The sequence below is a fragment of the Salinimicrobium sp. CAU 1759 genome (genome assembly GCF_054482715.1).
The window spans coordinates 859,899-882,672 of sequence record NZ_JBTLRK010000001.1 but is presented as its reverse complement, the minus strand read 5'-3'; the positions used below and the strand labels follow the sequence as shown (position 1 = coordinate 882,672).

Below are 22,774 nucleotides of genomic sequence, written 5' to 3'. Positions count from 1 at the left end.
AATAGTTGTTTGTTTTAGAAAATAAAGCCGAAGGAAAACGAAAAATATTCAGGGGGATCCAACAGGATCAATTCCTCTCAGAAAATATTCCGGCCCACAGCTCCGTTCCAACCACCTCCCCCGGAAGGATTTTTAACCACTCACCTCTTGCAATAGCGCCCTCAGGATCGTCGGTCCCGGCCGAGGTCCAAGGCTCCAGGGCCACGGTGTAACAGTCACCCCACCATGGGAAATCCTGAGTGGAGTACCGCTCCTGCCACTGCCATAAACATTTGAAAAGATCTCCCTGCCACTTCAGCTCAAAGCCAAGGTGAAGTTCCCGGTTGAAGATCCGATAATAGGCTTCTTTTGGATACCCCTTTAAATAGCAGAGTTCGCTGTAAGCCTTCGCATGCGCATCGGGAATTTTACTACCATCCACAGCCTGTCCTTCCAGATCCTCTCCCTGCGGCCAGGAAAATTCCTTCCCCGGGGCAAAGCGTCGCGGATGGGGCATCCCGGGATCTGCCGTAAAGGTTTGGGCATTGGTCTCGATCTCTGCTCCCTCCTTCAAAAAAGGCAAACCAAAAGCAATGTGGTGTCCCCACATAATGTCAAGGGCAGTCCCTCCGAGATTGCTCAGGTTTTCCGAGATGATCAGGGTGGGTTCTTCCTTTTTTAGGCTAAAGATCTTCTCAAGTCGAAGGGGCATCCGCAACAGATTTATACTGACCTTTAACTGTACCTCTTCGGGGGTATCTTTAAGGATCGAATACTTCCAGGGTACCAGGGCTACTTCCCCATGCTGTCCCAGGACACTGCCCCGGTAATTGAAGGCCGGGCTGTTAGGCAGGGCTTCTTGCCAGCCACCATAGTAGTATTCTTCAAACTGTCCACGGGGATTCGGCAGCTGACTTTTTTCCAGCTGAGGGTTTCGTATACCTTTGGGCAGCCTGAGCAAAGGATCGAGATCCGCAGGCTTATACCTGAATTGAAAGATATCACTCCCGCGATCGACCAGGATGCCGATTCGGAGAAAGCGGTTCTCGAGGAAGACGACCTTCATTCCTTTATAGGTCCAGTCGTCATTGATACTGCAGGCGTTTTCCTTGGTGGTGTCCATTGTTCTCTATTAAATTATTCCTCGCGCCTGCTTCCGGCAATTTCGATTCCCAATCCTCCGTCAATCCTGATGGCTTGTCCGGTCATAAAAGCTGCTTTCCCACTGGCTACAAAGGCGATCAGCTCCGCAACCTCCTCTGGTTGGCCCACCCTCTTTAGCAGGTGCATCTCTTCACATTCTTCAAATACTTTTTGAGGATCGGGAGATTCGGAAAGGGCATTGCGTAGCAGCGGGGTATCTATGGTACCGGGACAGATGGCCACAGAACGGATCTGCGGGCTGTAATCCACAGCTATGCTTCTTGTGAGTCCGAGCAATGCGGTCTTAGCGGTAGTATACGCAGCAACGCTTTTTTGGGTAATAAAGGCCTGTACACTGGAAACATTGACGATTACTCCTTTTCCGTTTCTTTGCATGGAAGGAATGACTTCTTTGGCACAAAGGAAATAACTTTTGAGGTTGATGTTCATCAATCGGTCCCAGGCTTCCTCTGAAGTCTCCGTAATGCTGCCATAAAGCTGAATTCCAGCGTTGTTGACCAGCAGGTCGATCTCTCCGAAATGATGGATCGCCTCGGCTATTGCATTGCTAACTTCCTCAGCCTTTGAAACATCGCAGCGCAGGTACCGGGAGCTGCTCAGCTCCTGCTCCAAAGTCTTTCCGGCGGCCTGATCAATGTCGAGGAAACTGACAGCAAACCCTTCCCGGCAAAGGATCCTGCAGCAGGCGGCTCCCACCCCCTTGGCCCCTCCGGTAACTACGGCATGTTTTTTCCTTTCCATGTTATTGTTTTTGATATTTCACAAACTTCTGTTCCTGCTGTCCGAGCCCCTCTATACTCAGCCTGACCACATTCCCCGGTTTGAGATACTGGGGAGGTTTCATTCCCAGTCCCACTCCAGGAGGAGTACCGGTGGTGATGATGTCGCCGGCTTCCAGTTTCATAAACTGGGAAATGTAATGCACCAGGAAGGCGGGTTTGAAGATCATGGTTCCTGAATTCCCGTTCTGCATCTGCACCCCGTCCACCCATAGCTGCATCTTCAGGTCATTGAGATCAGCAATTTCTTCCGGGGTGACCATCCAGGGTCCCGCGGGACTGAAGTCGGGGCAGGATTTTCCTTTTACCCATTGTCCTCCGCGTTCTATCTGGAATTCCCTTTCGGAAATATCGTTCATGATAAAGTATCCTCCAATGGCCTCCGCGGCCTCGGCTTCGCTTTCGAGGTAGAGTACGTCCCTTTTCAGGACAAAAGCCAGCTCGACTTCCCAGTCGGTCTTGCTGCTCCCCCTGGGAATGGAAACCTCGTCATAAGGACCGCTGAGGGTATTTGTCGCCTTCATAAAAAGAATGGGTTCCTTGGGTGGTTCCATTCCGGACTCGGCGGCGTGGTCAGAAAAGTTGAGGCCGATACAAAGGATAATGTTTGGTCGTGCCACACAACTGCCCCATCGCTCATGGTCCGAAACCTGCGGAAGCTTATTCTTCCCGGCCTCCACTACTTCTGCAAGTTTTTCCAGACCCTTCCCAAGGAAGAATTCCCGGTTCCAGTCCTCGAAGTAAGCAGAGCAGTCGTAGCGAATCCCATCCAGGAGAACACCCGGCTTTTCTTTGCCCCGACTTCCAAATCTTATAAGTTTCATATCAGTAGTTTTTATATTCTAAATTGAAAATAACTTATTAACTAATCTCATGTATTCAGTCCAATAAATCCCCCGTCGATAGGATAAATACTGCCCGTAATAAATGCCGCTTCATCACTGCACAGGTACAACACCAGTTTCGCGATCTCTTCCGGCCTGGCCATCCGGCCAATAGGCTGGGTTTTGGCAAGTTTATCGAACATCTCCTGTTCCCTTCCCGGGTAGTTTTTCGCAAGAAAATCATCCACAAAGGGGGTGTGCACCCTGCCTGGGGCGATGCCGTTACAGCGAATATTATCATTGACATAGTCTCGCGCCACCGAGAGGGTCATGGTGGAAACGGCCCCCTTGCTCATCGAATAGGCAAAACGGTCCGGTAATCCTACGATAGCAGCCACCGAGCTCATATTGATGATACTGCCTCCGCCGGTGGATTTCATATAGGGCAATGCCACGTGCAGACAGTTATAAACGCCTTTTACGTTAATGCGGAAGATGCGGTCAAAATCTTCCTCCGAAGTCGTCTCAGCCACGCCGATATGCGAAACCCCCGCATTGTTGATCAGGATATCCAGTCGTCTTTCCTTTTCAAAGATCTCCGCAAACACCTGTTTAACATTAGCCTGATCTGCGACATCGCAGCTCAGGAAATCGGCTTTATACCCCCTGTCTTTAATTCCTTCCACAACAGCCCAGCCATTTTCCTCCTGCAGATCGAGCACGTATACACCCGCTCCCCTTTCCGAAAGGCTCTCAGCAATGGCCTTTCCTATTCCACTTCCACCACCGGTGACAAGGGCTACTTTATTATCTAAGTTGAACATGATCTTCTTATTTAGTTAAACAAAATACACACCGGAGTACCGCAATCAAATTTCGGCCCCTGCGCTCCTGTCGGCAGCCCGGTTTGGGCATCGAGGCGGAAAGGTACTATGGTGCTGGAATTCTGGTTGGCCGACAACAACCATTGTCCCGAAGGATCTATATTGAAATCCCGGGGTTCTTCCCCTTCAATGGAAAAGGTCGAATGAAGTACCGGCCGGCCTTCCCCCTCCAGGGAAAAAGCCGTCAGGCTGTGGTGATTCCTGTTGGAAACATATAGGGCTCTTCCGGATGGATGCAGCCGAATCGCTGCGCCTGCTGGCTGTCCGGTAAAATTCTCCGGCAGGGTGGACATCTGTGAGATCAACTCCAGATCTCCGGTTTCGCTGTCAGACTGATAGGTCAGTAGGCCGGCATCGAGTTCGCAGAAGACATATACTAGGGGAAACTGTGGGTGGCAGACCAGATGCCTGGGACCACTGCCGGAAGGGACGGAAATTCCTTTTATTAACTTTAGATTTCCGCTGTAACGCAGATCGTGCAACCAGACCTTGTCACTGCCGAGGTCACAGGTGTAAAGCCAGCGACCGTTCGGGGAAACCACCGCCTGATGAATATGCGCTGCCTCCTGGCGTTCCGCATTGGGGCCACTGCCCTGGTATACCAGAACTTCCGGGTCGAGGGTAAGGGAGGCTCCATTAAAAATATGCTGGCTCAGAACTCCATTGGCATAGGAGGAAACGAAGATTCGTTTCCCTTCCTTATCACAAGCAACGTGGCAGCTGGAAGTGCCAAAGGTCGTCTGGGCAGCAATGGGTATCAGCGAGGCATCCTCTTCAATGGAAAAGACGTGGACTTCCCCGAAGTTCTCGAAATTATCGCCTGCAGCAAACAGCTGCCCTTTCCCGTCCATTGACAAATATGTTGAATTCAGCGGCTTTTTGCATACATGTTCTTGCCGTATCTCCCCGGTTTCAAGATGCAGCGAGCAACTGAGCAGCCCCTTGCCTTTAGCTTCGGGAACATAGGGTCCTGACTGTTGATAAGTGCCGACGAAAAAGATCTGTTCTGTTTTCATAGTTTTCAGTGCTTATTTTTCATTCTCTATCTGCTGCATAAGGGCCTTGAGATACCCCATGGCGAAGGCCATTCCCGCATGCCAGGGTGCCTCACAGCTCATCTGCGGGGCGTGGTCGGGGATCAGTACTCCTTGGAAGTTGTATTTTTTAAGAAGGCGAAGAATCCGCGCCATATCGATCTCCCCATCGTCGACGAAAGTCTCCTTGTAGTACGGCACCTTGTCCCTGATATTGCGGCAGTGCAGGTACCCGATCTTATGATTCTTCGCAAAGTATTCCACCGCCTCATAAAGATTCCCCTCTGCCATTTCCCCCAGGGTCCCGATACAGAGCTCCATCACATGGTTGGGACTGGGCTCCATGTCCATCAGCTGCTTATAATGGTCAGGGTGGTATCCCAGCCTCGGTTGCTGCCTCACTTTCTCCAGTGGTGGATCATCCGGATGAATGGCGAGGACTACCCCAGCCTCCTCTGCCACAGGCAATACCTCCGCGAGAAAAGTCCTGTAACGGCGCAGAAGTTCCTCGTGACTGATGCTCTCAAGAAAGCCCTTTGGGGCGTTTCGATCATAGATCATGTTCCAGGCCATTCCAAGGGGAATGGGGGCTTCTATGGCCTCGGAAATGCCGTCCATCCCCACCGCTTCGGCCCCTCCGCGCGCAAAAGCATCTTTGATCCTTCCAGAGACTCCCGCGAGGGCAAAATTGTAACCCAAGATCGGGATCCCCGCCTCCCCCATATTCCGGATCAGCTGCTGCACCTTTGCAATTTGCTCGTCTCGCTTTGGACCGTCGAGCAGGACGTCGTGCCAAAAGGCGGGACTGATATTCTCCAGCGCCTCTAGGGTGAGCCCGTGTTTTGCCATATCCTCTTTAAGCCCCCGGAGCTTCTTAACGGACCACACCTCTTCTTCCCTGGCATAGCCCCAGCCGCGTTCCACGGTTCCTACAGGCTGGTCTTTGCCACCATCAGAATCTCCCTGATAAAAGTAATCAGTGAGGTGGGCAATTATATGAGTAGCGCCCGCTTGTCGCGCGAATGCGTAATTACTGTCGTTGAGCATATGCTGGTAAAGTCCGAATCCGAGATGCATAAGTTGTTTTAAGTTAGAAGGTTTTAAGGTTTATTGGTTATCTGATCGGGATGACGGGGAATTCCTGACGAGGAAGCTGTAATCGCCGGCTCCGAGACTATAGAGCACGCGGTTCTCTTCCTCAAGGAGGTAGGTGATGCCCTCTGCTTTTTCTGCCATTACACCGTTTTCCATTACCTGCTCACGACCATCAGCCGGCACATATACGGTGGCAGTGGTGTTGGCAGGGATGCTGATGTTCCAGTGAAAATCCCCGTTAAGGAGCTCCCATTCGCTTTTTATCATTCCGAAAGGGGAATTATGTGAGGCTTTCACGAACTTCAGATCCCCGGCCAGAGTTGGTTTCATAATAATTCTTTTGAAAGCGGGTGCTTCCGGATCGGGGGCTATTCCTGCCAGGTCCTCGTAATACCAGATCAACAGATCTCCAAGCAGCATCACGTGATTCCAGGAGTTCATAAAGGGATCGGCGGTGTCGCTGTTCCACAATTCCCAGACAGTCGTGGCACCTTGTTCCACCATGTAACCCCAGCTGGGGTAAGTGGTGTTGGTCGCGAGTTTATAAGCAATGTCAGGACGGCCGTGGTCGGTGAAGATCCTCATGATCGCCTGTACCCCGATAAGGCCCACGCTTATGTGCCCATTGAAATCCTCCATGGTCACCTGCACAAGGTTGTCGAAGACCTGCTGCCTGAATTCCTCCGGCACCAGGCCGAAATGCAGGGCCAGCACATTGGTGGTCGCGGTGTTGTTCCTGTAAGCTTTGGCTTCAGCATCGAAAAATCTGTCGTGGAAGGCCTGGCCTACCTGTTGTTTGAGGGTCGAAAATTCCTGAGCTTCTACGGGTTTGCCCAAATGCTCTGCGAAGCCTTCCATGATCCCGAGCAGATGGTAATAATAAGAAGTAGCCAGTACCCCGGGAGAGGTTTTCCGTGAGACATCCTCAGTATGGATCAGCCCCGGTGCCTCAGGCGGCACTCCCCAGTCGCCGTAGTTGTCCTTTTCGATAATGAAATCCTTCATATACTGCTCCCGCATATAACTCATCCATTTCTTCATGGAATGGTAGTGGAGGTGGATTCCCCGATCTTCGCCGAACTGATCGTGAAGCATATCGGCGATGATGATATAGGCAGCGGGCCAGGTGACATTGTCGGTGTGTACTTTCCAATAGGTAGGCGCAACATCGGGAAGACTCCCACTGTCAAACTGGCTATCCTCAATGTCCTGCAGCCATTTGGTGTAGAAGTTGGCGTTGTCAAAGAGATAACTCTCTCCCCTGGAACCGGTAGCCCGGTCCCCCAGCCATGCCTGGCGCTCGTCACGTTGAGGACAGTCCGTGGGAATGCTTCGGTAGTTGCCCCTGATCCCCCAGCGGGCGTTCTGATAGATCTGGTTGATCATCTCATTCGAGGTGGTAAACTGACCAGTGAGTCGTAAGGCATCGTGCACTACTCTGCCGGTGAAATTTTCAAGTTTGGGTTCTCCGGGGTAGCCCACTACCTCCACGTATTGGAAACCGTGATAGGTGAATCGGGGCTCCCATACTTCCTCCTCCTCCCCCTTGAGAATATAAATATCGTTAACCCTGGCGGTACGTATCGGATCGAGGTAAAGACTGCCATCCGGATTGAGGCGTTCAGCAAAACGCATAGATACCGTATCGCCTTTTTTGCCCTCTACCCTGAGATTCACCCAGCCCACCATATTTTGGCCCATATCTAATATGAAAGTATCCTGTTTTACTTCGGAAATGGAGACAGGCTCCACCTCCCCCGTCACTTCGATAGGCGGGATCATCTGGGCACTGAGAATTCCGGCTCCCGGGGCTACCTTTTCTGCCTGCAACCAGGCAGCATCCTTAAAACCGGTGGCGTTCCAGCCGGGCATCTCCTTATTGGCATCATATTCTTCCCCATCAAAAGCATTGTTGGCTAGAATGGGACCATCGGCAGTAATTTTCCAGCTGGTATCGGAAACAATGGTCTCCCTGCTCCCATCCGTATATTCCACCTCGAGCTGGGCGATCATTTTGGGAAAGCCGTAATGTGTCAATTTGGAAGAATCGTAGTAGAGTTCAATTTCGTCGATCCTCACTCCTACATACCTCCCATTCCCGAGGATCACTCCCAGGGCATTCCTGCCCTGAGTAAGATCTTCCGTAACGTCAAAGCTCATGTAATAGGCCCGTTTCGGATATTCAGCCAGGGCGGGGGCCAGTACGGCCTCACTGATCTTTTTTCCGTTGATGTAGAGTTCAAATAAGCCCAGCCCTGCAATATGGGCGGTTGCAGTCCTGATCTGCTTCTGAAGCTCAATCTCTTTCCGCAGGTAGCGCGCTGACATCCGGGTAAAGGTAGTATCGAGTTTGTCTGCTCCCATTTCTAGATCCAGTCCTATCCACTCTCCTTTCCAGTCAGAGGGATCCAGGAGACCCATGGACCATTGTGCCGGTTCGCTCCAGTCGGATTCTTCCCCCTGCCTATCCCAGAGCTTCACTTTCCAGAAGACAGCGTCTCCAGATCCCAGGGTTTTACCTTCATAGGGGATGTAGAGGCTCTCGTCGGAGACTATTCTGCCCGAATCCCAAAGGTCTCCCTGATCCTTTTCGAGCAGTTCTCCGGAGCTGGCGACGAGGATGCGGTAAGCCGATTGCGAGACCCCTCGTTCCTCAGAAGTGGAGATCCAGCTTAGGCGTGGTACTTTTACGTCAATTCCTATGGGATTATCCAGGTTTTCCGTAGTCAGTCGGGAAGGTTGCAGCCCCTTTTTTATCTCCCGGACAGGTGGAGCACAAGAAACCAGCAGGAAAGAAAGAAGGAACAGGAGCTGTTTCAGTGTATTGGAAAGAGAAGTGGATCGGGTCATCAGGGTCAGTCTTTACAGGTAAAAAATTTAACAGACCAGCTTTAGGAAAAGATCCCGACGGGGTCTTTTCTCATAAAACCTTTAGCGCCTGATGTCTATTTCATAAGTGAAACTATCGGCGCGGTAATATCCGATGTTGTATTCTATTGGCCGGTCACCCGGATCGCATACCAGTCGCTTCCTTAACAATAGGGGGCTTCCGATCTCAACCTTAAGATATTTAGCCAGATCTTTATTAGCCAGAATTGCATTGATCCTTTCTTTGGAGACTGTGGGAACCGTTGCATAGTCCTGCTCCAGAATATCGTAAAGATGTCTGGAAAAATCCTCATTTCCCGTAAGGCCAATTCTAGGATGGAAGTAGGAAATAAAGCGAACAAATGGACCATCGTCAAGCCCTCTTAATCGTTCTAGTTTAAGGATTTCTTTATGTTCCTCAATTTGAAGATGAGTTGCCACAGTTTTGGAAGCCTTTTCCCAGGAAACTTTGATCTCATAATTAACAAATTCAACCCCCTGGCTGTACATTTCTTCACTAAAACTGGCCCAATTATTAAGTTTAGTACTCACAGTCTCTCGTACTGCCCTTGTTCCCACGCCTTTTTTTCGGATGAGAAGGTTTTCATTTTCTAACTTATTAGTCGCTTGCCGCACTGTATTTCTGGATATTCCCAGCATTTTGGCAAGGTCGACCTCCTTGGGTAGTAATTTCCCCTCCTGATATGCCGGGTCTTTAATGACTTCCCTTAACAATTGTTCTACTTGGTAGTGTAGCGGCAGGCTACTGTTGTGGTCAAGTTTGAACTCAATAGGTTTTCGATTTTTGTGGGTAGATGTGCTCATAAGGGGCGTGTAAAAAAGTCAAAAATACGATTAATGTAAAAAGTCCGGCCTTCTCTCTTTCTTGTTGATATTCCTAAACTCACAAATCAATTAAAAACGAGGTCCATCGTTAAAAGTACTATCCTGAGTTTGAAGTCTCCATTTATCTGTTCGGAATGGAGCCAGCGGCAACCCTACTTCATTATACAGGTCCAGGAGACCAGGATTGTCACTCCATCCATAACGCACAGCTACAGGATCTTTTACATCCGACGACCATACCACTACTTCATTGCCTTCCAGCCTTGCCTGAGCCCAATAAAAATTCTGATCCGATCCGGCTATCTGGAAGCCCCTGATGTAACCATATTTATTCGTATTGACCAGTCCTTCTCCCACATTGTCAAAACGGAGTCGTGCTTTATCGTCCTCAATAACTATGCTTTTAAAAAAAGGACTATGGGCCAGTTTCTTTTGTCCATAGACCATACTCAGGGCCAGCTGGCCTAATCGTTTGCCGACATCCTCTTTATTCTTGGGATGAATATCCCCGGCCTCTCCCAGGTCGATGGCTACGGCCATTCCCACTTTCGGTAACTCCAATGCACGGGTCTGAGATTCACGAAGCTCCGCCCAAAGGGATTCCTGTGGAAGCTCGGGCTCCTGACGATAATTGGCCAACTGGACGAACAGGAAAGGAAAGATTCCCTGTCCGAACTGTTGTCTCCAATCCTCGATCATCGCCGGAAAAAGTGTTCCATATTCCTGGGCTCGCTGCTCATTAGATTCTCCCTGATACCAGATCACCCCGGTAATACCAAGGGCAGTAAGTGGAGCTATGGTTCCATTGTAAAGCGCACCCGGAGAGGAAAAAGGAGTAGTATTAGGAAGTACAGGACTGACAAATTTCTCAGGAGCCACAGAGGTTCCCTTTCGGTACTCCCAGTCTCCCCAGGTCATAGGATTACCCCAGAAAGCATTGGTTGTAAATCCACCGATACCCCCGGCATCGAAAACCCGTACCACCAGTAAATTATCCTTAGGCTTCAGGCTAGTGGCCGCAACCTTATAATTGCGATGATTGTGTTTTCCAAAGGTGGCTCCGATCTTTTGACCATTCACCCAGGTGATATCATGATCATCTATTTGTAGCAGTCTGATATCCAGTGAATCTCCTTTAAAATCTTCAGGAAGGTCGAAACTTTTTCTAAACCAGACTGCACCGTCAAAATCCTTGAGATCGGCTAAGGCTTCCCAAGTGTTTCCTGCTGCCTGCAGCGTCTTCCAATCCTCAGGATCTTCCTGATTGTTTTCATACCATTTGTTCTCCATTCCGATTCCACTGTAATACAGGGATTCGGACCAAACAGTTTTCCCCTCCTTGAAGCGCCTTTGTAGTTCATTAAAACTGGCATCAGGAACCGCTGGAAACTGAGGGAATTCAGCTAAAGCCTCATTGCTCATCCAGGTTTCTACAGAAGTTGCTCCTAAATTGGCAGAAATTACTCCGATCGGCACCCCGGTTTCCTGATGTACCCGTTTCGCAAAGTGATATCCCACTGCAGAAAAATTGTTGATGCTTTCGGGGCTAAGGGTTTGCCAACCATTGTTGGTCACCTCGGTCTGCGGCTGATAATCCATAGTGGGATGAACCTTTAACAAACGAATGTCTGCTTTCTTGATCCATAGGCTATCCTTTTCCACGAAACCGGTGCCACTTACCGGCCATTCCATATTAGACTGTCCAGAAGCTATCCACACATCTCCTATTAGAACGTCGGTCAGCTCTAGCTGGTTTTCCTTGGTACTTACTAGGATATTATGAGGTCCCGGTCCAGCGAGTGCCGGAAGCCTTACTCCCCACTTACCATCAGCTCCCGCAGTTGTAGTACTGGAATTTGATCCAATTTTCACCTGTACCTGTTCTCCAATTGTTGCATAACCCCAGATCCAAATAGGTTTATTCCGCTGGAGCACCATATGATCCTGGAAAAGCTCACCTAATTCTAGAAGATCCTGCTGCTGGGCGTGGACGGATAAGGAAGGCAGGCTAAACATCATATACAGGATCAGTAGCCAACTCCTGGAGTATTCTCGTGAAAAAAAGTGCTTACTCATAGCTTTAAATTTAGACTGCTTTATTACGATAAGGAAACCGGATGCCCTTGCCGGTAACTTATTTTTTAACAAAGGCTTTTAAAGTTGCACATCGCTTTCCTGTAGACTCCCCATACGGTCTAATGGTATAGGACCCTACTGTTGCAGGAATTATAAATGTTTCCGCATAATGAACAACAAAAGGCGCAAAGGCCGAGGAAGGGCTCTCTACAATAGCTTCTCTACCCTCCACCAGGTTGATCACATTGACCCCACCTTGAGTATCATGTGGTACTGTACCGGTAAACCAGTGTCTGCGGGTTTCGATAAAAACCGTAGGGTAAAGACCGGTCCTTTCTTCCACCCATCCGTCTCCCTGGTCCACCTGTTCTATTTTATTAATCAGCTCCTTTTGAGCAAATTCTGTTCTTCTGCTCCAGTCAATCACCTTTTCGCCGTGGTCAATGTTGATCGGACGCGGTAGATTGTCCAGTCCCAATCTTCCCCAATCCCAGAGTTTGAAGGTAAAGATATAGGGAGTGGCGCTAATCTCAAGGACCACGCTGTCCTCACCTGAACAGTGTACGGTACCATTGGGGATCAGAATGTGATCGTGTTTTTTAATAGGGTATTTCCCCACATGTTTATCCGCATCAAATTCGGTCCCTTGCTCCTGAGCTTCTTTCAGCTCCCTAATCATTTGTTCAGGTTCCACATCGTCTACCAGCCCAAGGTATACTACCGCATGGTCCTTTGCTTCCATCATATAGTAGCTCTCGTCCTGGGTATAGGTCATTCCGAACTGTTCCCTGATATAGTCTTTGCTCGGATGCACCTGAAGGCTTAAATTACCTCCGGCCATGGTGTCTAGAAAATCAAATCGGATCGGAAATTCCGAACCAAATTTTTTATAAACGTGATCTCCCAATAAAGCAGGAGCTTCTCTCAGCACCAAATTGATGGCTGGGGTTTCAAAGGTTTGGTTTCCAAAGGCCAGTAACAAACTGTTCTCTTCTGGAACACAGTCAAAGCTCCATGCATAATTAACCTCAGAACGATCCAGATCCATAACCTCTTTCATCCACTGCCCTCCCCAGGGTCCTGGATCAAAGAAAGGCACTACCCGAAACGGTTGCTTGTTCACCTGCTCCAGTGCCTGTGTTAAGACCTCTCCAGAAATTCCCTTGGGTTGCTGTTTTTTATTGGCATCGATAAATAAATCGACTTGGTCGAAAATAGCCATTTTATGGCGATCCAGCACCCGCCAATCTACGAAGTAAGACTGCTTATAGCGCCGTGCAACATCGATGTTGTAATTAGACACCCCCATATTCCCCAATTCATTGCTTCGCATGCGTTGTTGGATCTCCCAGCGAGCCATGTCAATATAAACCAAGACATCAGCGTCGGCACACAAACTGGCTCCGGGACCATAGATCACTTTTACAGGACTCGAATCCTTTTCGACCTGGGCCTTGAGCTCTCTGAGTTTTGAAGGATTAAAAAAATCTTTCATTTCAAGGTCCGTCATGTATCCGAAAATTCGATCATCTGTCACAAATGGAAATACCATTTCGGATATGCTGTTTTCGTCCTTAAAAAAAGAGTTAGACTCATAGCTGCTGTGAGCTCCAAGGTATTCCTTTATGGCTGCTTTTACCTCTGAATCATCTACCCCCTGATAGGTGTCAATAACCACGGTTGCACTAGATGGTCCGGAAATCGCCTTGAGTTTTTCAGTAATTTGTTTAAATATATTCTCCCAACCCACACGAATTTCATCTTCGCTCTCGCTGATCTTTATCTTTGGGGTTTTATCGTAATTCGATTTCATTTTAATTTTCTTTTTTCCTTGGCCATAGGGCCGAATTTTTTATATACGCTATACTTGATCAAAAACCAATACAAATGGGATTTCCTTCAATTGTTTTTTCGATATTCCTTATCTATTTTGGTGGGACTGCCCTTGGTACAGGAACAGTCCTGAAGTGCAACTTTTTAAAAGCCGTTTCATTTTTCCTTGGGTTTTATTGAAAATCATTTTAGTTAGATAAAGTATGTTCCATCTGGAATAAGTGACACATTCCCTGAAGACCCGCATATTTGGTCTGAACTGCGGCGGCTATTTCGACGCCTGTTTCAGGTAACCAGGAGCGCTCCCTAATTCGTTTTTGAATAAAAGGTATGATCTCTGCTTTACTCTCCATGATACCCCCTCCGAGGATCAGCTTATCCGGATCGTAAGCGTGCAATAGATTGACAATTGCCGCCGACCAGGCTTCCAGGCTTTTTAATTTTAGTGCTTCTGCTGTGGCATCTCCCTGAGCAGCTGCCATAAAAACTTTTTTAAAGCTTAGGGCTTTGGATTTGGACAGGCTGCTATGCTCATAGCCCGGGATCTTTTCCAAATTCTTTTGAAGCGCCCAGGTGGATCCCGCAGTTTCCACACAGCCTTTATTACCGCAATTACATTGGTCTCCTTCAAAATCAATTGACATATGCCCTCCGAGATTTCCTGCGAGATAATTACGACCTCGAAGCAGTTGTCCGTCAAGGAGCACCGCCGATCCCATACCTGTCCCTAAAGTCACCATCAACAAATTGTCATATCCTTTTCCTGCACCATGCTGCCATTCCCCTACCAAAGCTGCTCTGGCGTCATTTTCTAGAAGCAAGGGTACCTGCCAGTGTTTTTCAGCCCATCCGCTGATGTCTGCTTTGTGAGCATCGGGATACTTTACATATTTGGACAGGATCTGTTTGTTCTTAAAATCTATTATTCCAGGGAATGCAATGCCGATTCCCTTTAAGGCACAGTCCAACCCCAGCAGTTGATTGATATCCGCTACCAGCTCCTCCAGCCTGTGCTCCATGCTCATTTCAGCTTTTGCATCCAGAATGGTTGCCTGCTCTATTTCTCCCTGTTGATCCAGTAGGGCCATTTTAATACGGGTTCCCCCCATATCGACCCCTAAAAATACTTCCTTCAAATTTTTATTCTTTTTACTGGACCTGCAGCTCAGGTCCATTAAGTTTTCAGCCTTTTATCATAATACCTGTACAGCTATCTTTCCTGCGATTTAACTTCCATTTCAGCCAACTTTTGGGGGGATTTCCAGCTTTTTTCAATTTCCTCCAGGCTTCTCTGCTTGGTCTCAGGAATATAGAACCAGGTAAAGATGAGCAGGAAGATCGCGTTACCCATGAATATAAAAAACGTGGTTGCACCTCCTAGATTTTCCAGTGCGATAGGTGTGAGTTGGGTGATTAAAATAACACCCAACCATAGAATAAGCGTACAAAATGACATGGCTACACCCCTGGTCTTCGTTGGGAATATTTCTGAAATAAGCACCCAGGGAATGGGTCCTAAAGAAGTCGCAAAACTCGCAATGAATCCCAGAATAAACAGTAACAACCAGGGACCTGCGAAGATTTCATATTGAAAACAGAGTCCGGTACCCAAAAGGCAAAGGATCATTCCTGTCACGCCACCGAGAAGCAGTTTCCTTCTTCCTGCCTTGTCGATGAGCCAAATGGCGACAAACGTAAAAACAGTGTTGATGACCCCGATTAGAATAGTCTGAAAAAAGGCAGACTCCACACCCATTCCTATACTTTTGAAGATCTCAGGAGCAAAATAAATGATCGCATTGATCCCGGTGATCTGAGAAAAAAGTGCAAGCACCACACCTACAATTAGGGCCATTCTGTATTTTTTTCCGAATAGCTCCTTAAAAGTACCTCGCTCTTCCTTTAAAGTCGACTTTATTTCATTTTCAATTGCCGAAGCCTGAGGACCGTTGATCCGGTATAGTACATCTCTCGCCTTCTCATCCTGACCTTTAGCCAGAAGCCACCTGGGGCTTTCTGGGACCAAAAACAACAGAATAAAAAATATTCCGGCAGGGATAATCTCAGAACCCAACATCCATCTCCACCCGTACTCCACATTCCATTGAGTATCCCCAGAGAGAGAAATCATATAATTTACTATATAAATTACGTTTATTCCTAAAACGATAGCCAATTGATAAACACTGACCAGCGTTCCCCTGATTTTTGCAGGAGCTGATTCTGAAATATATAGTGGGGATAACATTGAGGCCGCACCCACACCTACACCTCCGATAAACCTTGCAAAAATGAAAATGCTAAGATCATTAGCCAAAGCTGACCATACGGCAGAGATGGAAAACAGAAGAGCTGTGACCAATAATATCTTTTTTCGACCCCATCTGTCACTGGCGTAACCGGCAACCATTGCTCCCAGAACGCAGCCCCAGATCGCGCTACTGGCCGCCCAACCAACCATGGCGGGGCTTAGGTCAAACTTTTCCTGTAAAAACCCGATGGCACCGGCAATTACTGCAGTATCATAACCGAAAAGCAAACCTCCAAGGGCGGCTACAACGGTTAATTTGATGATATATTTCTTAGAGAGCTGTGCTGTAGACATGGTCCAGTTTTTAGACTACTTATTAAATTGAATTCTTACGAAACGGGGTCGGTATAGATTCGGTTTGTTCTCAATGATGTCAAAGAATTTAAAACTATTGACATTATAGCTCACCAATAATTCTCCGGGTTTTGAAATGGCGGGATGTGCCTTGGCATTGTAAGTAAAGAGATCCGGATCATTGACCTCCTGAGAGGTGTTCCAGATTTCCTGCTTTTCACCAAAAGGACCGACCGGCGAGTCGGCCAGTTGCATGTAGATATTGGGATTGATCCCGCCTCCCTGATAGATCAAGGCGTATTGGCCGTTCTCCAGTTTTGACACACTGAGCTCGTTGGAAACCTGTTCAGCAAGAACCTCCATGAGGTTGTGATCCTTGGTCCAGGTATCAGGAGCTTTGAATTCCCAGGTACTAAAATCCTCAATGGTCGCAGCACTGGTTCTGGCCACAACTAATTCCTTATTTGGCCCTCGTACTCCATAAATATAAATCTGGTCTCCTTCGGTGTAGATCCCTACCCCATACGAAATAGGAGGCCCGGATAATTCTTTACGGGAATGAGGAATGTCCAGCTTTCTAGTAGGCTCCAATGGCAGTTGATTTTTGTTTTCAAAAACCAGCAGGTCATTTCCGACCTCTTTAAAAGGAAATGGACTTCCGTCGTGGGTATCCCTGATCTGGTAGGCAAAAATGTAAAGATTATCGTTGCTAGGATTTACAAAACCATCTCCCAGCCAGTAGTATTCGTCACCCTCGGTATCAGGAGTAAACATAGTTATTTTTTTTCCTGAGGCATCCTCCGATAAAAAGAATTCAGTGGTGGAAGGATCCTGTCCTTTTTTGTACAGGCCTACAGAATTGTGAACCATCAGGTAACCCGGTTCCAGATTACCCTCGCGGATCTCTCCGAACATTGTGTCACTGAAAAGAAACAAAATGCTGTCCGAAGCTGTTGTAATGTCGTTTCCAGAATAGGGAATGGCAAATATGCCATCTCCTCCGAACCAACCTGAGTCTCTTTTGAAAACAGCGCTCCATTCAGGTGCCGGTGCTACAGAAAATTCAAGTGCTGTATCCGGTTCCGCAGGAACTTCTTCCTTTTTTTCCTTTCCCGAGTTACAGGACAACAGGAAAGCAGAAAAAAGTATAAAACAGCTAAAGGTTTTGCTATAGGGTTTATGCATGATTTTTGGATTTTTATACCTGGAGTACCAATTGCTCCAGGTTTAATTTAAAATAAACAGCAGGTCTGCTTTTATGCTGCTTGTGCCCTGACCTGCTGTTATTATTGATATACTGTTTGAACTTAATCTCTGGGTTCCGGCTCAAAGGTGTAAAGGAAGGTTTCTATTCCCAAACCAAAGACAGTGAGATCAACTTCAAGTGCGAGTTGAAGCTTATCTACGCTCAGGGTCACCAGGCGATACCGTTCCTCCTGAATAATATCCGGAGTGAAGACATTGAACTTTTCCATGACAAAGAATTCCCCATCCTCCGTAATATACCAATTGGCATAAGGAGTTAATCCATCGAATCCGCAAGCTCCAGTTCCTGTAATGGCACCATAGTCAATGCTCATGGTTCCATCAGCATTAAACAAAAAGGAGTTGTCTTTTTCGCAGTCATTGATCACCTCAGCATTGCCTTCATTAACGTGTTTGATAGAGGTCCACACCCATCGCTTAGTCACCAGATTATCCATAGGGGATAAAGTAACCACTGTGGTCAGGTCGCTGGTCTGCATCTCCCCAGACCCCGTTACTGCAGTAAAAGTGAACCCTACGAGTTCGTCGACATCCGCAACAGTAGGCTCATAGGTGAACTGGTAGTCAAAACTGGTCCCTGAAGCCGGAACTTCCAGGGTGCCGCCATTGCCAAAGCTTTCATCGGCTTCGAGATTTACCGTCTTGTGGATCATCAGGCTTTCAAGGTCCTGAGCAGATTCCACGTGTACAGAGACTGTAAGGGTCTCATCTGACTGAAGCACCGTTCGGTACTGACCTTTACCTGGACTTTTCTGGGCATCAAGTTCCACAAGAAAGTCTCCCTGGTCGAAATAATCTTCTGGTCCTTGTGCATCATCCGCTTCACAGCTTAGCACCAGTGGCAGACAAAGCATCAGACCGATCTTAAATATTTTAAATTTTTTCATTGCTTCCATTATTAAATTATTTCCTGAATTAGTAACCGTCGTTCTGTGGCAGACTCGGGTTGACATCTCGTTCCCGTTGTGGTATTGGGAACAGGTAATGTGTACTTGATACCTGAACGCCTTTGGCTTCCATCACCGCTTCTTCCAATCTGCCCAGACGGACCAGATCGAACCAGCGCTTGCCTTCAGCAACAAATTCTCTACCTCTTTCTGCTACGAGAAGGTCGATGAAATCTTCCATATTAGAAGCTTCCAGCTCTCCCAGTCCAGCCCGTTCCCGTACAATATTCAGGTACTCATTGGCTTCTTCAAAATTCCCTAGCCTGGCCTGAGCTTCGGCATAGATCAATAATACATCTGAATATCTGAGCACCGGAAAATCCTGGAAGGAATCCCCTGCGGTTGGCTCAGCAACCCTATCCCAGTACTTATCGATCCATACGCGATCCAAGTTCACTGTGCTTCCGTCATTGGCTTGAAATTGAGTTAAGAAAGTAGCTTCTCTTCGCTCGTCTTCTTCTGAAAAGGTTTCATATATATCATTGGTAGCATACTGCCAACCCTGGGCATTCGTAATACCAGCTTCAGAACTCAATGCAGAAGGCAATAGCCTTACGTTGAACTGTCCCACTTCCCAGAAAGAAATGGCACCGCCTCCGTTTCCAAAACCTACTGAGAAAATAGCTTCTTGACCCCCTCTGTTAGTGATCCGGAAATTATCAGAAAATTCTTCCCATAAATCGTAAGGGTGATCAGTTATTACCTCCATGGCTTCATCTGAGGCCAGTTGATATTCTCCTATCGTCAAATACACTTTGGCCAACAAAGCTGTGGCAGCTCCACTGGTAGCTCTACCTTGTTGAATTTCTCCATCTTTTGGCAGGTCTTTGGCGTCAGTTAAATCCTGAACGATCTGTCCATAAATTTCTTCCACGGAAGAGACTTCAGGATTGAGCGGCGTTTCTTCCGAAACCAGAAGAGGCACCTCTCCAAACATTCGGACAAGATTAAAATAAAGCAACCCACGTAAAAATTTTGCTTCGTTTATTAGTCTTTCTCTCAATTCCGGATCCATGTCAATGGAAGGAATTCGATCGATGGCGATATTGGCTAAGTAGATCGCTTTATAATGCATCTGCCAGATTTCCAATACGGCAGCATTCTCAGCATTGTGACTGAAATTCGCGAGTTGGTCGAACTGAGGTGTCCCCAGCTGATTGGAAAGCATCTCGTCAGAAGCTAGACCCATGGTAACCCAGAAAGTGCTGTGATAGACCCCTGCTGTGTTCCCAGCATTATAGGAGCCTAGATAGCCGTAAATGGAATTCACGGCAGCAATGGCATCCTGCTGGGTAGTATAGTAATTGCTGGTGGCAACCTGATTTTTAGGATCCTCTTCCAGAAAGTCACTACAGGAAGTAAGGCTCCCAAGAAGAAAGATCACTAAAATGATCTTCAAAGATTTCGATTGTAAACTTTTCATATCTTCTTTTTTAATTTTTAAAATCCTAAGTTTATTCCTATAGTGTAAGTCTTGGCGAGAGGATAGGTTCCACTGTCGATACCTACAATATTGGTTGATCCCGCATAAGCATTACTTTCAGGATCATACCCACTATAATCTGTTATGGTGAACAAATTGGTTGCTCCCCCGTAAATGCGTAGTCTGTTAACTCCTATTCGAGCTATAGCTTCTGCCGGCAGTTCATAACCAAGAGTAATGTTCTTCAACCTCAAATAAGAAGCGTCTTCGACAAATCTGGATGAAAATACAGAATTGAATACATCACCAGCATTGGCACGCGGATATAAGTTACTTGGATTTTCCGGAGTCCATCTGTTCAGTCCGGCTTCAGCCAATACATTTTGCTGTCCGTTCAGATTCATCAGGTTTACATTGTTCAGGTTAACCATTTCATTGCCCTGAGAGCCTTGGAAGAAAATATTTAGATTAAAGTTCTTATAGGAAAAATCATTGCTAAAGCCCCAGGTAAAGTCAGCCTCTGCTGTACCAAGCACTGTTCTGTCAAATTCATCCACAAATCCGTCAGGTATTCCTGTAGGACCACTTATATCTTTGTATCTACGGTCTCCCGCCTGGGGAGTTTCTCCCCTTAGCTTTGGTCCAGATGAAGCCTCTGCATCGGACTGAAAAATTCCGTCAAAGACATACCCTTCAAAGGTACCAATAGGATACCCTTCTCTAAGGATACTTCCTCCAACAAGGAGATTAATATCTTCATCCCTTGACAAATTTGTGATCTCATTACGGTTTATTGAAATATTACCCGATGTATTCCAACTAAAATCTCCAGTAAATACGTCTGCACTTAGTTCCAAACCAAATCCGCGGTTATTCACATTACCTACATTTAGAAGGGTGGTTTGGAAACCGCTTGTATATGGAATTGGGGTTCCTAGTAATAGGTCGGATGTTCTCTTGTCATAAAAATCCGCTGTGGCTGAAAATCTACCGTCCCAGAAGGTAGCATCTATTCCTATGTTTGCTTGTCGTGTTGTTTCCCATTTAAGGTCTCGGTTAGGATATCCTGTGGGTTCTTGTCCAAAAAACACAGTTCCTTCAGGACCATAGTTGAACACACCTTCACCAAAGGGTGCAATTAATGCCAAGGAATTATAAGGTCCAATAGATTGGTTACCTGTTACACCGTAACTTAAACGTAGTTTCAACTGGTCGAATATGTCCTGGTCTTGCATAAAAGGTTCATTGGACATCCTCCAGGCAAATGCCCCGGATGGAAAGAAACCAAATTTGTTTCCTTCGGCAAATTTCGAAGAACCATCTGCACGCCCCGATACTGTAAAAATATATCGGTCCATCAATGCATAGTTAATCCTTCCTAAATAGGACAATAATGACCATTCAGATTCACTGTTGGCGGGATTCTGGGGATTTTCAGCAGCTCCTAGATTATGGTATCCGGTACGACCATCAGGAAATCCGAAAGCGAGGGCAAAAAGAGACTCGTTCTTAAATTCCTGCATGGTAAAACCAGCAAGAACCGTCAATCGATCGGTATCATTAAAAGAATAATTGTAAGTAAGAGTATTTTCATTAAGCCAGGTCAGCGCCTGTAAATCACTGATAGTAGCTTCTCCCATACTACTCTCCGACTGTTTAAGGAAATTAGGACCAAACGTACTAGCTTTTGAGGTGACAGCATCAATTCCAAAGCTAGATCTGAATTTTAGATCTGTAATCAACTCATATTCTGCAAAAACATTACCTAAGAGTCTTGAAGTATTAGTTACTGCTTCATATTCAAGAGCTTCTGCAACAGGATTAGCAATTCCTTCTTTTCTGTCATGCTCATATGTATAACCACCAGGAATATTTGGATTATAAACTGGAAGAATTGGATTCATCTGTAAGGCATTAGAAATAACTCCTTGGTTCAAACTTCCCGCTCCGGTCAATACACCATTAGAGTTAATTTTTGCATACGATAGATTTGTACCGATATTAAGACGATCACTAAGGTCCCTGTCGAGATTAACTCTGAATGAGTACCTCTCAAAATCAGAACCAATGACGATTCCATCTTGTGTGAAATATCCTCCTGAGATAGAGTAATTTGTCTTTTCATCACCTCCTGAGAACGAAAGCTGATAATCGGCTATGGGTGCTATACGGAATAATTCCTCTTGCCAATCAGTCCCTTCTCCTAAAGTGGTCGGATTAACATAAACAGGATTTCTTCCAAAATTTATCTGTGCATCATTCACCAGATCTGCATATTGAGTAGCATTCAACAGCTCCAATTCATTACTTACTTGCTGTACTCCATAGTAGGCATTAAAATTGACCGTTCCTGCACCTGATCTACCCTTTTTAGTTGTAATAAGGATAACTCCATTTGCTCCTCGGGAACCATAAATAGCAGTTGCCGACGCATCTTTTAAGATTTCAATTGATTCAATATCATTTGGATTGATCGTAGCCAAAGGTCCAACTCTTGGACCACGAGCTCCCAGGGCAGTTTCGTTTCCATTGCTGTTCACCAGCATACCATCAATAACATATAGAGGTTCACTGCTTGCATTCACAGAACTCGTTCCACGAATTCTAATATTGGTCTCCCCACCGGGCATACCCGTCGCTTGGGTTACTTCTACTCCAGATGCTCTTCCCTGCAATGCTTGTTCAAAAGTAGTAGCAGCAACCCCCTCCAATTCTTCTGAACTGACTGAGGAAATGGCACCGGTTAGGTCTGATCTTCTTTGTCCACCATATCCAATAAGAACCACCTCAGAAAGTTCTCCCGCATCGGGAACAAGTTGAATATTAATTTCTCTTTGATTTCCTACGATTACCTCCTGCGGTTCATATCCGACATAGGAAAAAACCAGTACAGAATTCTCATCAGGAACATTGATTTCATAGTTTCCGTCAAAATCAGTCATAGTACCTTCTGAAGTGCCCTTAAGAAGAACATTTACTCCCAGAAGGATCTCCCCATTAGTAGAAGTAACGGTCCCCGTTATGGGAATTTCTTGTTGTACTGCCGTCAGAGTGACTGGCGTAAATGCTTTGACACTTAAGCTAAAGCAGAACAGGAACACCGGAAACAGCCAAGCTTTGTGGTAACGAAGGACATCCATATTAAAAATTT

16 protein-coding genes are annotated in these 22,774 nt (G+C 46.7%); all 16 read right to left on the bottom strand.

The genetic code is table 11. The features are described from left to right. Nucleotides 1-67: 67 nt before the first annotated feature. The 16 genes from ACXYMT_RS04080 to ACXYMT_RS04005 all read right to left on the bottom strand — a co-directional run bounded on the left by ACXYMT_RS04080 (nt 68) and on the right by ACXYMT_RS04005 (nt 22,763). Nucleotides 68-1,102, bottom strand: coding sequence for a DUF4432 family protein (locus tag ACXYMT_RS04080; protein WP_459057815.1), 1,035 nt, complete (start codon nt 1,100-1,102; stop codon nt 68-70). A gap of 14 nt (nt 1,103-1,116) precedes the next feature. After that, nucleotides 1,117-1,884, bottom strand: coding sequence for an SDR family oxidoreductase (locus tag ACXYMT_RS04075; protein ID WP_459057814.1), 768 nt, complete (start codon nt 1,882-1,884; stop codon nt 1,117-1,119). 1 nt (nt 1,885) lies between these two features. After that, the gene (locus tag ACXYMT_RS04070) at nt 1,886-2,746 is read right to left on the bottom strand and encodes a fumarylacetoacetate hydrolase family protein (RefSeq protein WP_459057813.1); all 861 of its coding nucleotides are present in this window, start codon (nt 2,744-2,746) and stop codon (nt 1,886-1,888) included. A gap of 47 nt (nt 2,747-2,793) precedes the next feature. Then, complete coding sequence (locus ACXYMT_RS04065) at nt 2,794-3,570, bottom strand: SDR family NAD(P)-dependent oxidoreductase (protein ID WP_459057812.1); 777 nt, start codon at nt 3,568-3,570, stop codon at nt 2,794-2,796. Nucleotides 3,571-3,581: 11 nt separating this feature from the next. Then, on the bottom strand, nt 3,582-4,646 hold the full coding sequence (locus ACXYMT_RS04060; RefSeq protein ID WP_459057811.1) for a lactonase family protein: 1,065 nt from the start codon (nt 4,644-4,646) through the stop codon (nt 3,582-3,584). Between the two features lie 12 nt (nt 4,647-4,658). Beyond that, nucleotides 4,659-5,741 (bottom strand): mannonate dehydratase, encoded by a 1,083-nt coding sequence (locus ACXYMT_RS04055; protein ID WP_459057810.1) that lies wholly within the window; start codon nt 5,739-5,741, stop codon nt 4,659-4,661. Between the two features lie 30 nt (nt 5,742-5,771). Next, the gene (locus ACXYMT_RS04050) at nt 5,772-8,609 is read right to left on the bottom strand and encodes a glycoside hydrolase family 78 protein (protein ID WP_459057809.1); all 2,838 of its coding nucleotides are present in this window, start codon (nt 8,607-8,609) and stop codon (nt 5,772-5,774) included. A gap of 81 nt (nt 8,610-8,690) precedes the next feature. Further along, the gene (locus ACXYMT_RS04045) at nt 8,691-9,452 is read right to left on the bottom strand and encodes a GntR family transcriptional regulator (RefSeq protein WP_459057808.1); all 762 of its coding nucleotides are present in this window, start codon (nt 9,450-9,452) and stop codon (nt 8,691-8,693) included. A 90-nt stretch (nt 9,453-9,542) separates the two neighbouring features. Then, on the bottom strand, nt 9,543-11,549 hold the full coding sequence (locus ACXYMT_RS04040) for a sialate O-acetylesterase (protein WP_459057807.1): 2,007 nt from the start codon (nt 11,547-11,549) through the stop codon (nt 9,543-9,545). Between the two features lie 58 nt (nt 11,550-11,607). Beyond that, the gene (locus ACXYMT_RS04035; RefSeq protein ID WP_459057806.1) at nt 11,608-13,362 is read right to left on the bottom strand and encodes a class I mannose-6-phosphate isomerase; all 1,755 of its coding nucleotides are present in this window, start codon (nt 13,360-13,362) and stop codon (nt 11,608-11,610) included. Between the two features lie 208 nt (nt 13,363-13,570). Then, nucleotides 13,571-14,518, bottom strand: a complete 948-nt coding sequence (locus ACXYMT_RS04030; RefSeq protein ID WP_459057805.1) for an ROK family protein — start codon at nt 14,516-14,518, stop codon at nt 13,571-13,573. Between the two features lie 74 nt (nt 14,519-14,592). Beyond that, a complete protein-coding gene (locus ACXYMT_RS04025) occupies nt 14,593-15,987 on the bottom strand; it encodes a sugar porter family MFS transporter (protein ID WP_459057804.1) in 1,395 nt (464 codons plus the stop codon). A gap of 15 nt (nt 15,988-16,002) precedes the next feature. After that, complete coding sequence (locus ACXYMT_RS04020) at nt 16,003-17,172, bottom strand: hypothetical protein (RefSeq protein WP_459057803.1); 1,170 nt, start codon at nt 17,170-17,172, stop codon at nt 16,003-16,005. Nucleotides 17,173-17,294: 122 nt separating this feature from the next. Next, nucleotides 17,295-18,140 (bottom strand): hypothetical protein, encoded by an 846-nt coding sequence (locus tag ACXYMT_RS04015; RefSeq protein ID WP_459057802.1) that lies wholly within the window; start codon nt 18,138-18,140, stop codon nt 17,295-17,297. Nucleotides 18,141-18,168: 28 nt separating this feature from the next. After that, nucleotides 18,169-19,623: a RagB/SusD family nutrient uptake outer membrane protein gene (locus ACXYMT_RS04010; protein ID WP_459057801.1), complete on the bottom strand. Its 1,455-nt coding sequence runs from the start codon at nt 19,621-19,623 to the stop codon at nt 18,169-18,171. Nucleotides 19,624-19,640: 17 nt separating this feature from the next. Next, nucleotides 19,641-22,763, bottom strand: coding sequence for a SusC/RagA family TonB-linked outer membrane protein (locus tag ACXYMT_RS04005; protein ID WP_459057800.1), 3,123 nt, complete (start codon nt 22,761-22,763; stop codon nt 19,641-19,643). Nucleotides 22,764-22,774 lie beyond the last annotated feature (11 nt).

Coding starts and splice junctions, on each gene's coding strand:
- ACXYMT_RS04080 (WP_459057815.1), bottom strand. CDS start 1,102: ATGGACACCACCAAGGAAAACGCCTGCAGTATCAATGACGACTGGACC.
- ACXYMT_RS04075 (WP_459057814.1), bottom strand. CDS start 1,884: ATGGAAAGGAAAAAACATGCCGTAGTTACCGGAGGGGCCAAGGGGGTG.
- ACXYMT_RS04070 (WP_459057813.1), bottom strand. CDS start 2,746: ATGAAACTTATAAGATTTGGAAGTCGGGGCAAAGAAAAGCCGGGTGTT.
- ACXYMT_RS04065 (WP_459057812.1), bottom strand. CDS start 3,570: ATGTTCAACTTAGATAATAAAGTAGCCCTTGTCACCGGTGGTGGAAGT.
- ACXYMT_RS04060 (WP_459057811.1), bottom strand. CDS start 4,646: ATGAAAACAGAACAGATCTTTTTCGTCGGCACTTATCAACAGTCAGGA.
- ACXYMT_RS04055 (WP_459057810.1), bottom strand. CDS start 5,741: ATGCATCTCGGATTCGGACTTTACCAGCATATGCTCAACGACAGTAAT.
- ACXYMT_RS04050 (WP_459057809.1), bottom strand. CDS start 8,609: ATGACCCGATCCACTTCTCTTTCCAATACACTGAAACAGCTCCTGTTC.
- ACXYMT_RS04045 (WP_459057808.1), bottom strand. CDS start 9,452: ATGAGCACATCTACCCACAAAAATCGAAAACCTATTGAGTTCAAACTT.
- ACXYMT_RS04040 (WP_459057807.1), bottom strand. CDS start 11,549: ATGAGTAAGCACTTTTTTTCACGAGAATACTCCAGGAGTTGGCTACTG.
- ACXYMT_RS04035 (WP_459057806.1), bottom strand. CDS start 13,362: ATGAAATCGAATTACGATAAAACCCCAAAGATAAAGATCAGCGAGAGC.
- ACXYMT_RS04025 (WP_459057804.1), bottom strand. CDS start 15,987: ATGTCTACAGCACAGCTCTCTAAGAAATATATCATCAAATTAACCGTT.
- ACXYMT_RS04020 (WP_459057803.1), bottom strand. CDS start 17,172: ATGCATAAACCCTATAGCAAAACCTTTAGCTGTTTTATACTTTTTTCT.
- ACXYMT_RS04015 (WP_459057802.1), bottom strand. CDS start 18,140: ATGAAAAAATTTAAAATATTTAAGATCGGTCTGATGCTTTGTCTGCCA.
- ACXYMT_RS04010 (WP_459057801.1), bottom strand. CDS start 19,623: ATGAAAAGTTTACAATCGAAATCTTTGAAGATCATTTTAGTGATCTTT.
- ACXYMT_RS04005 (WP_459057800.1), bottom strand. CDS start 22,763: ATGGATGTCCTTCGTTACCACAAAGCTTGGCTGTTTCCGGTGTTCCTG.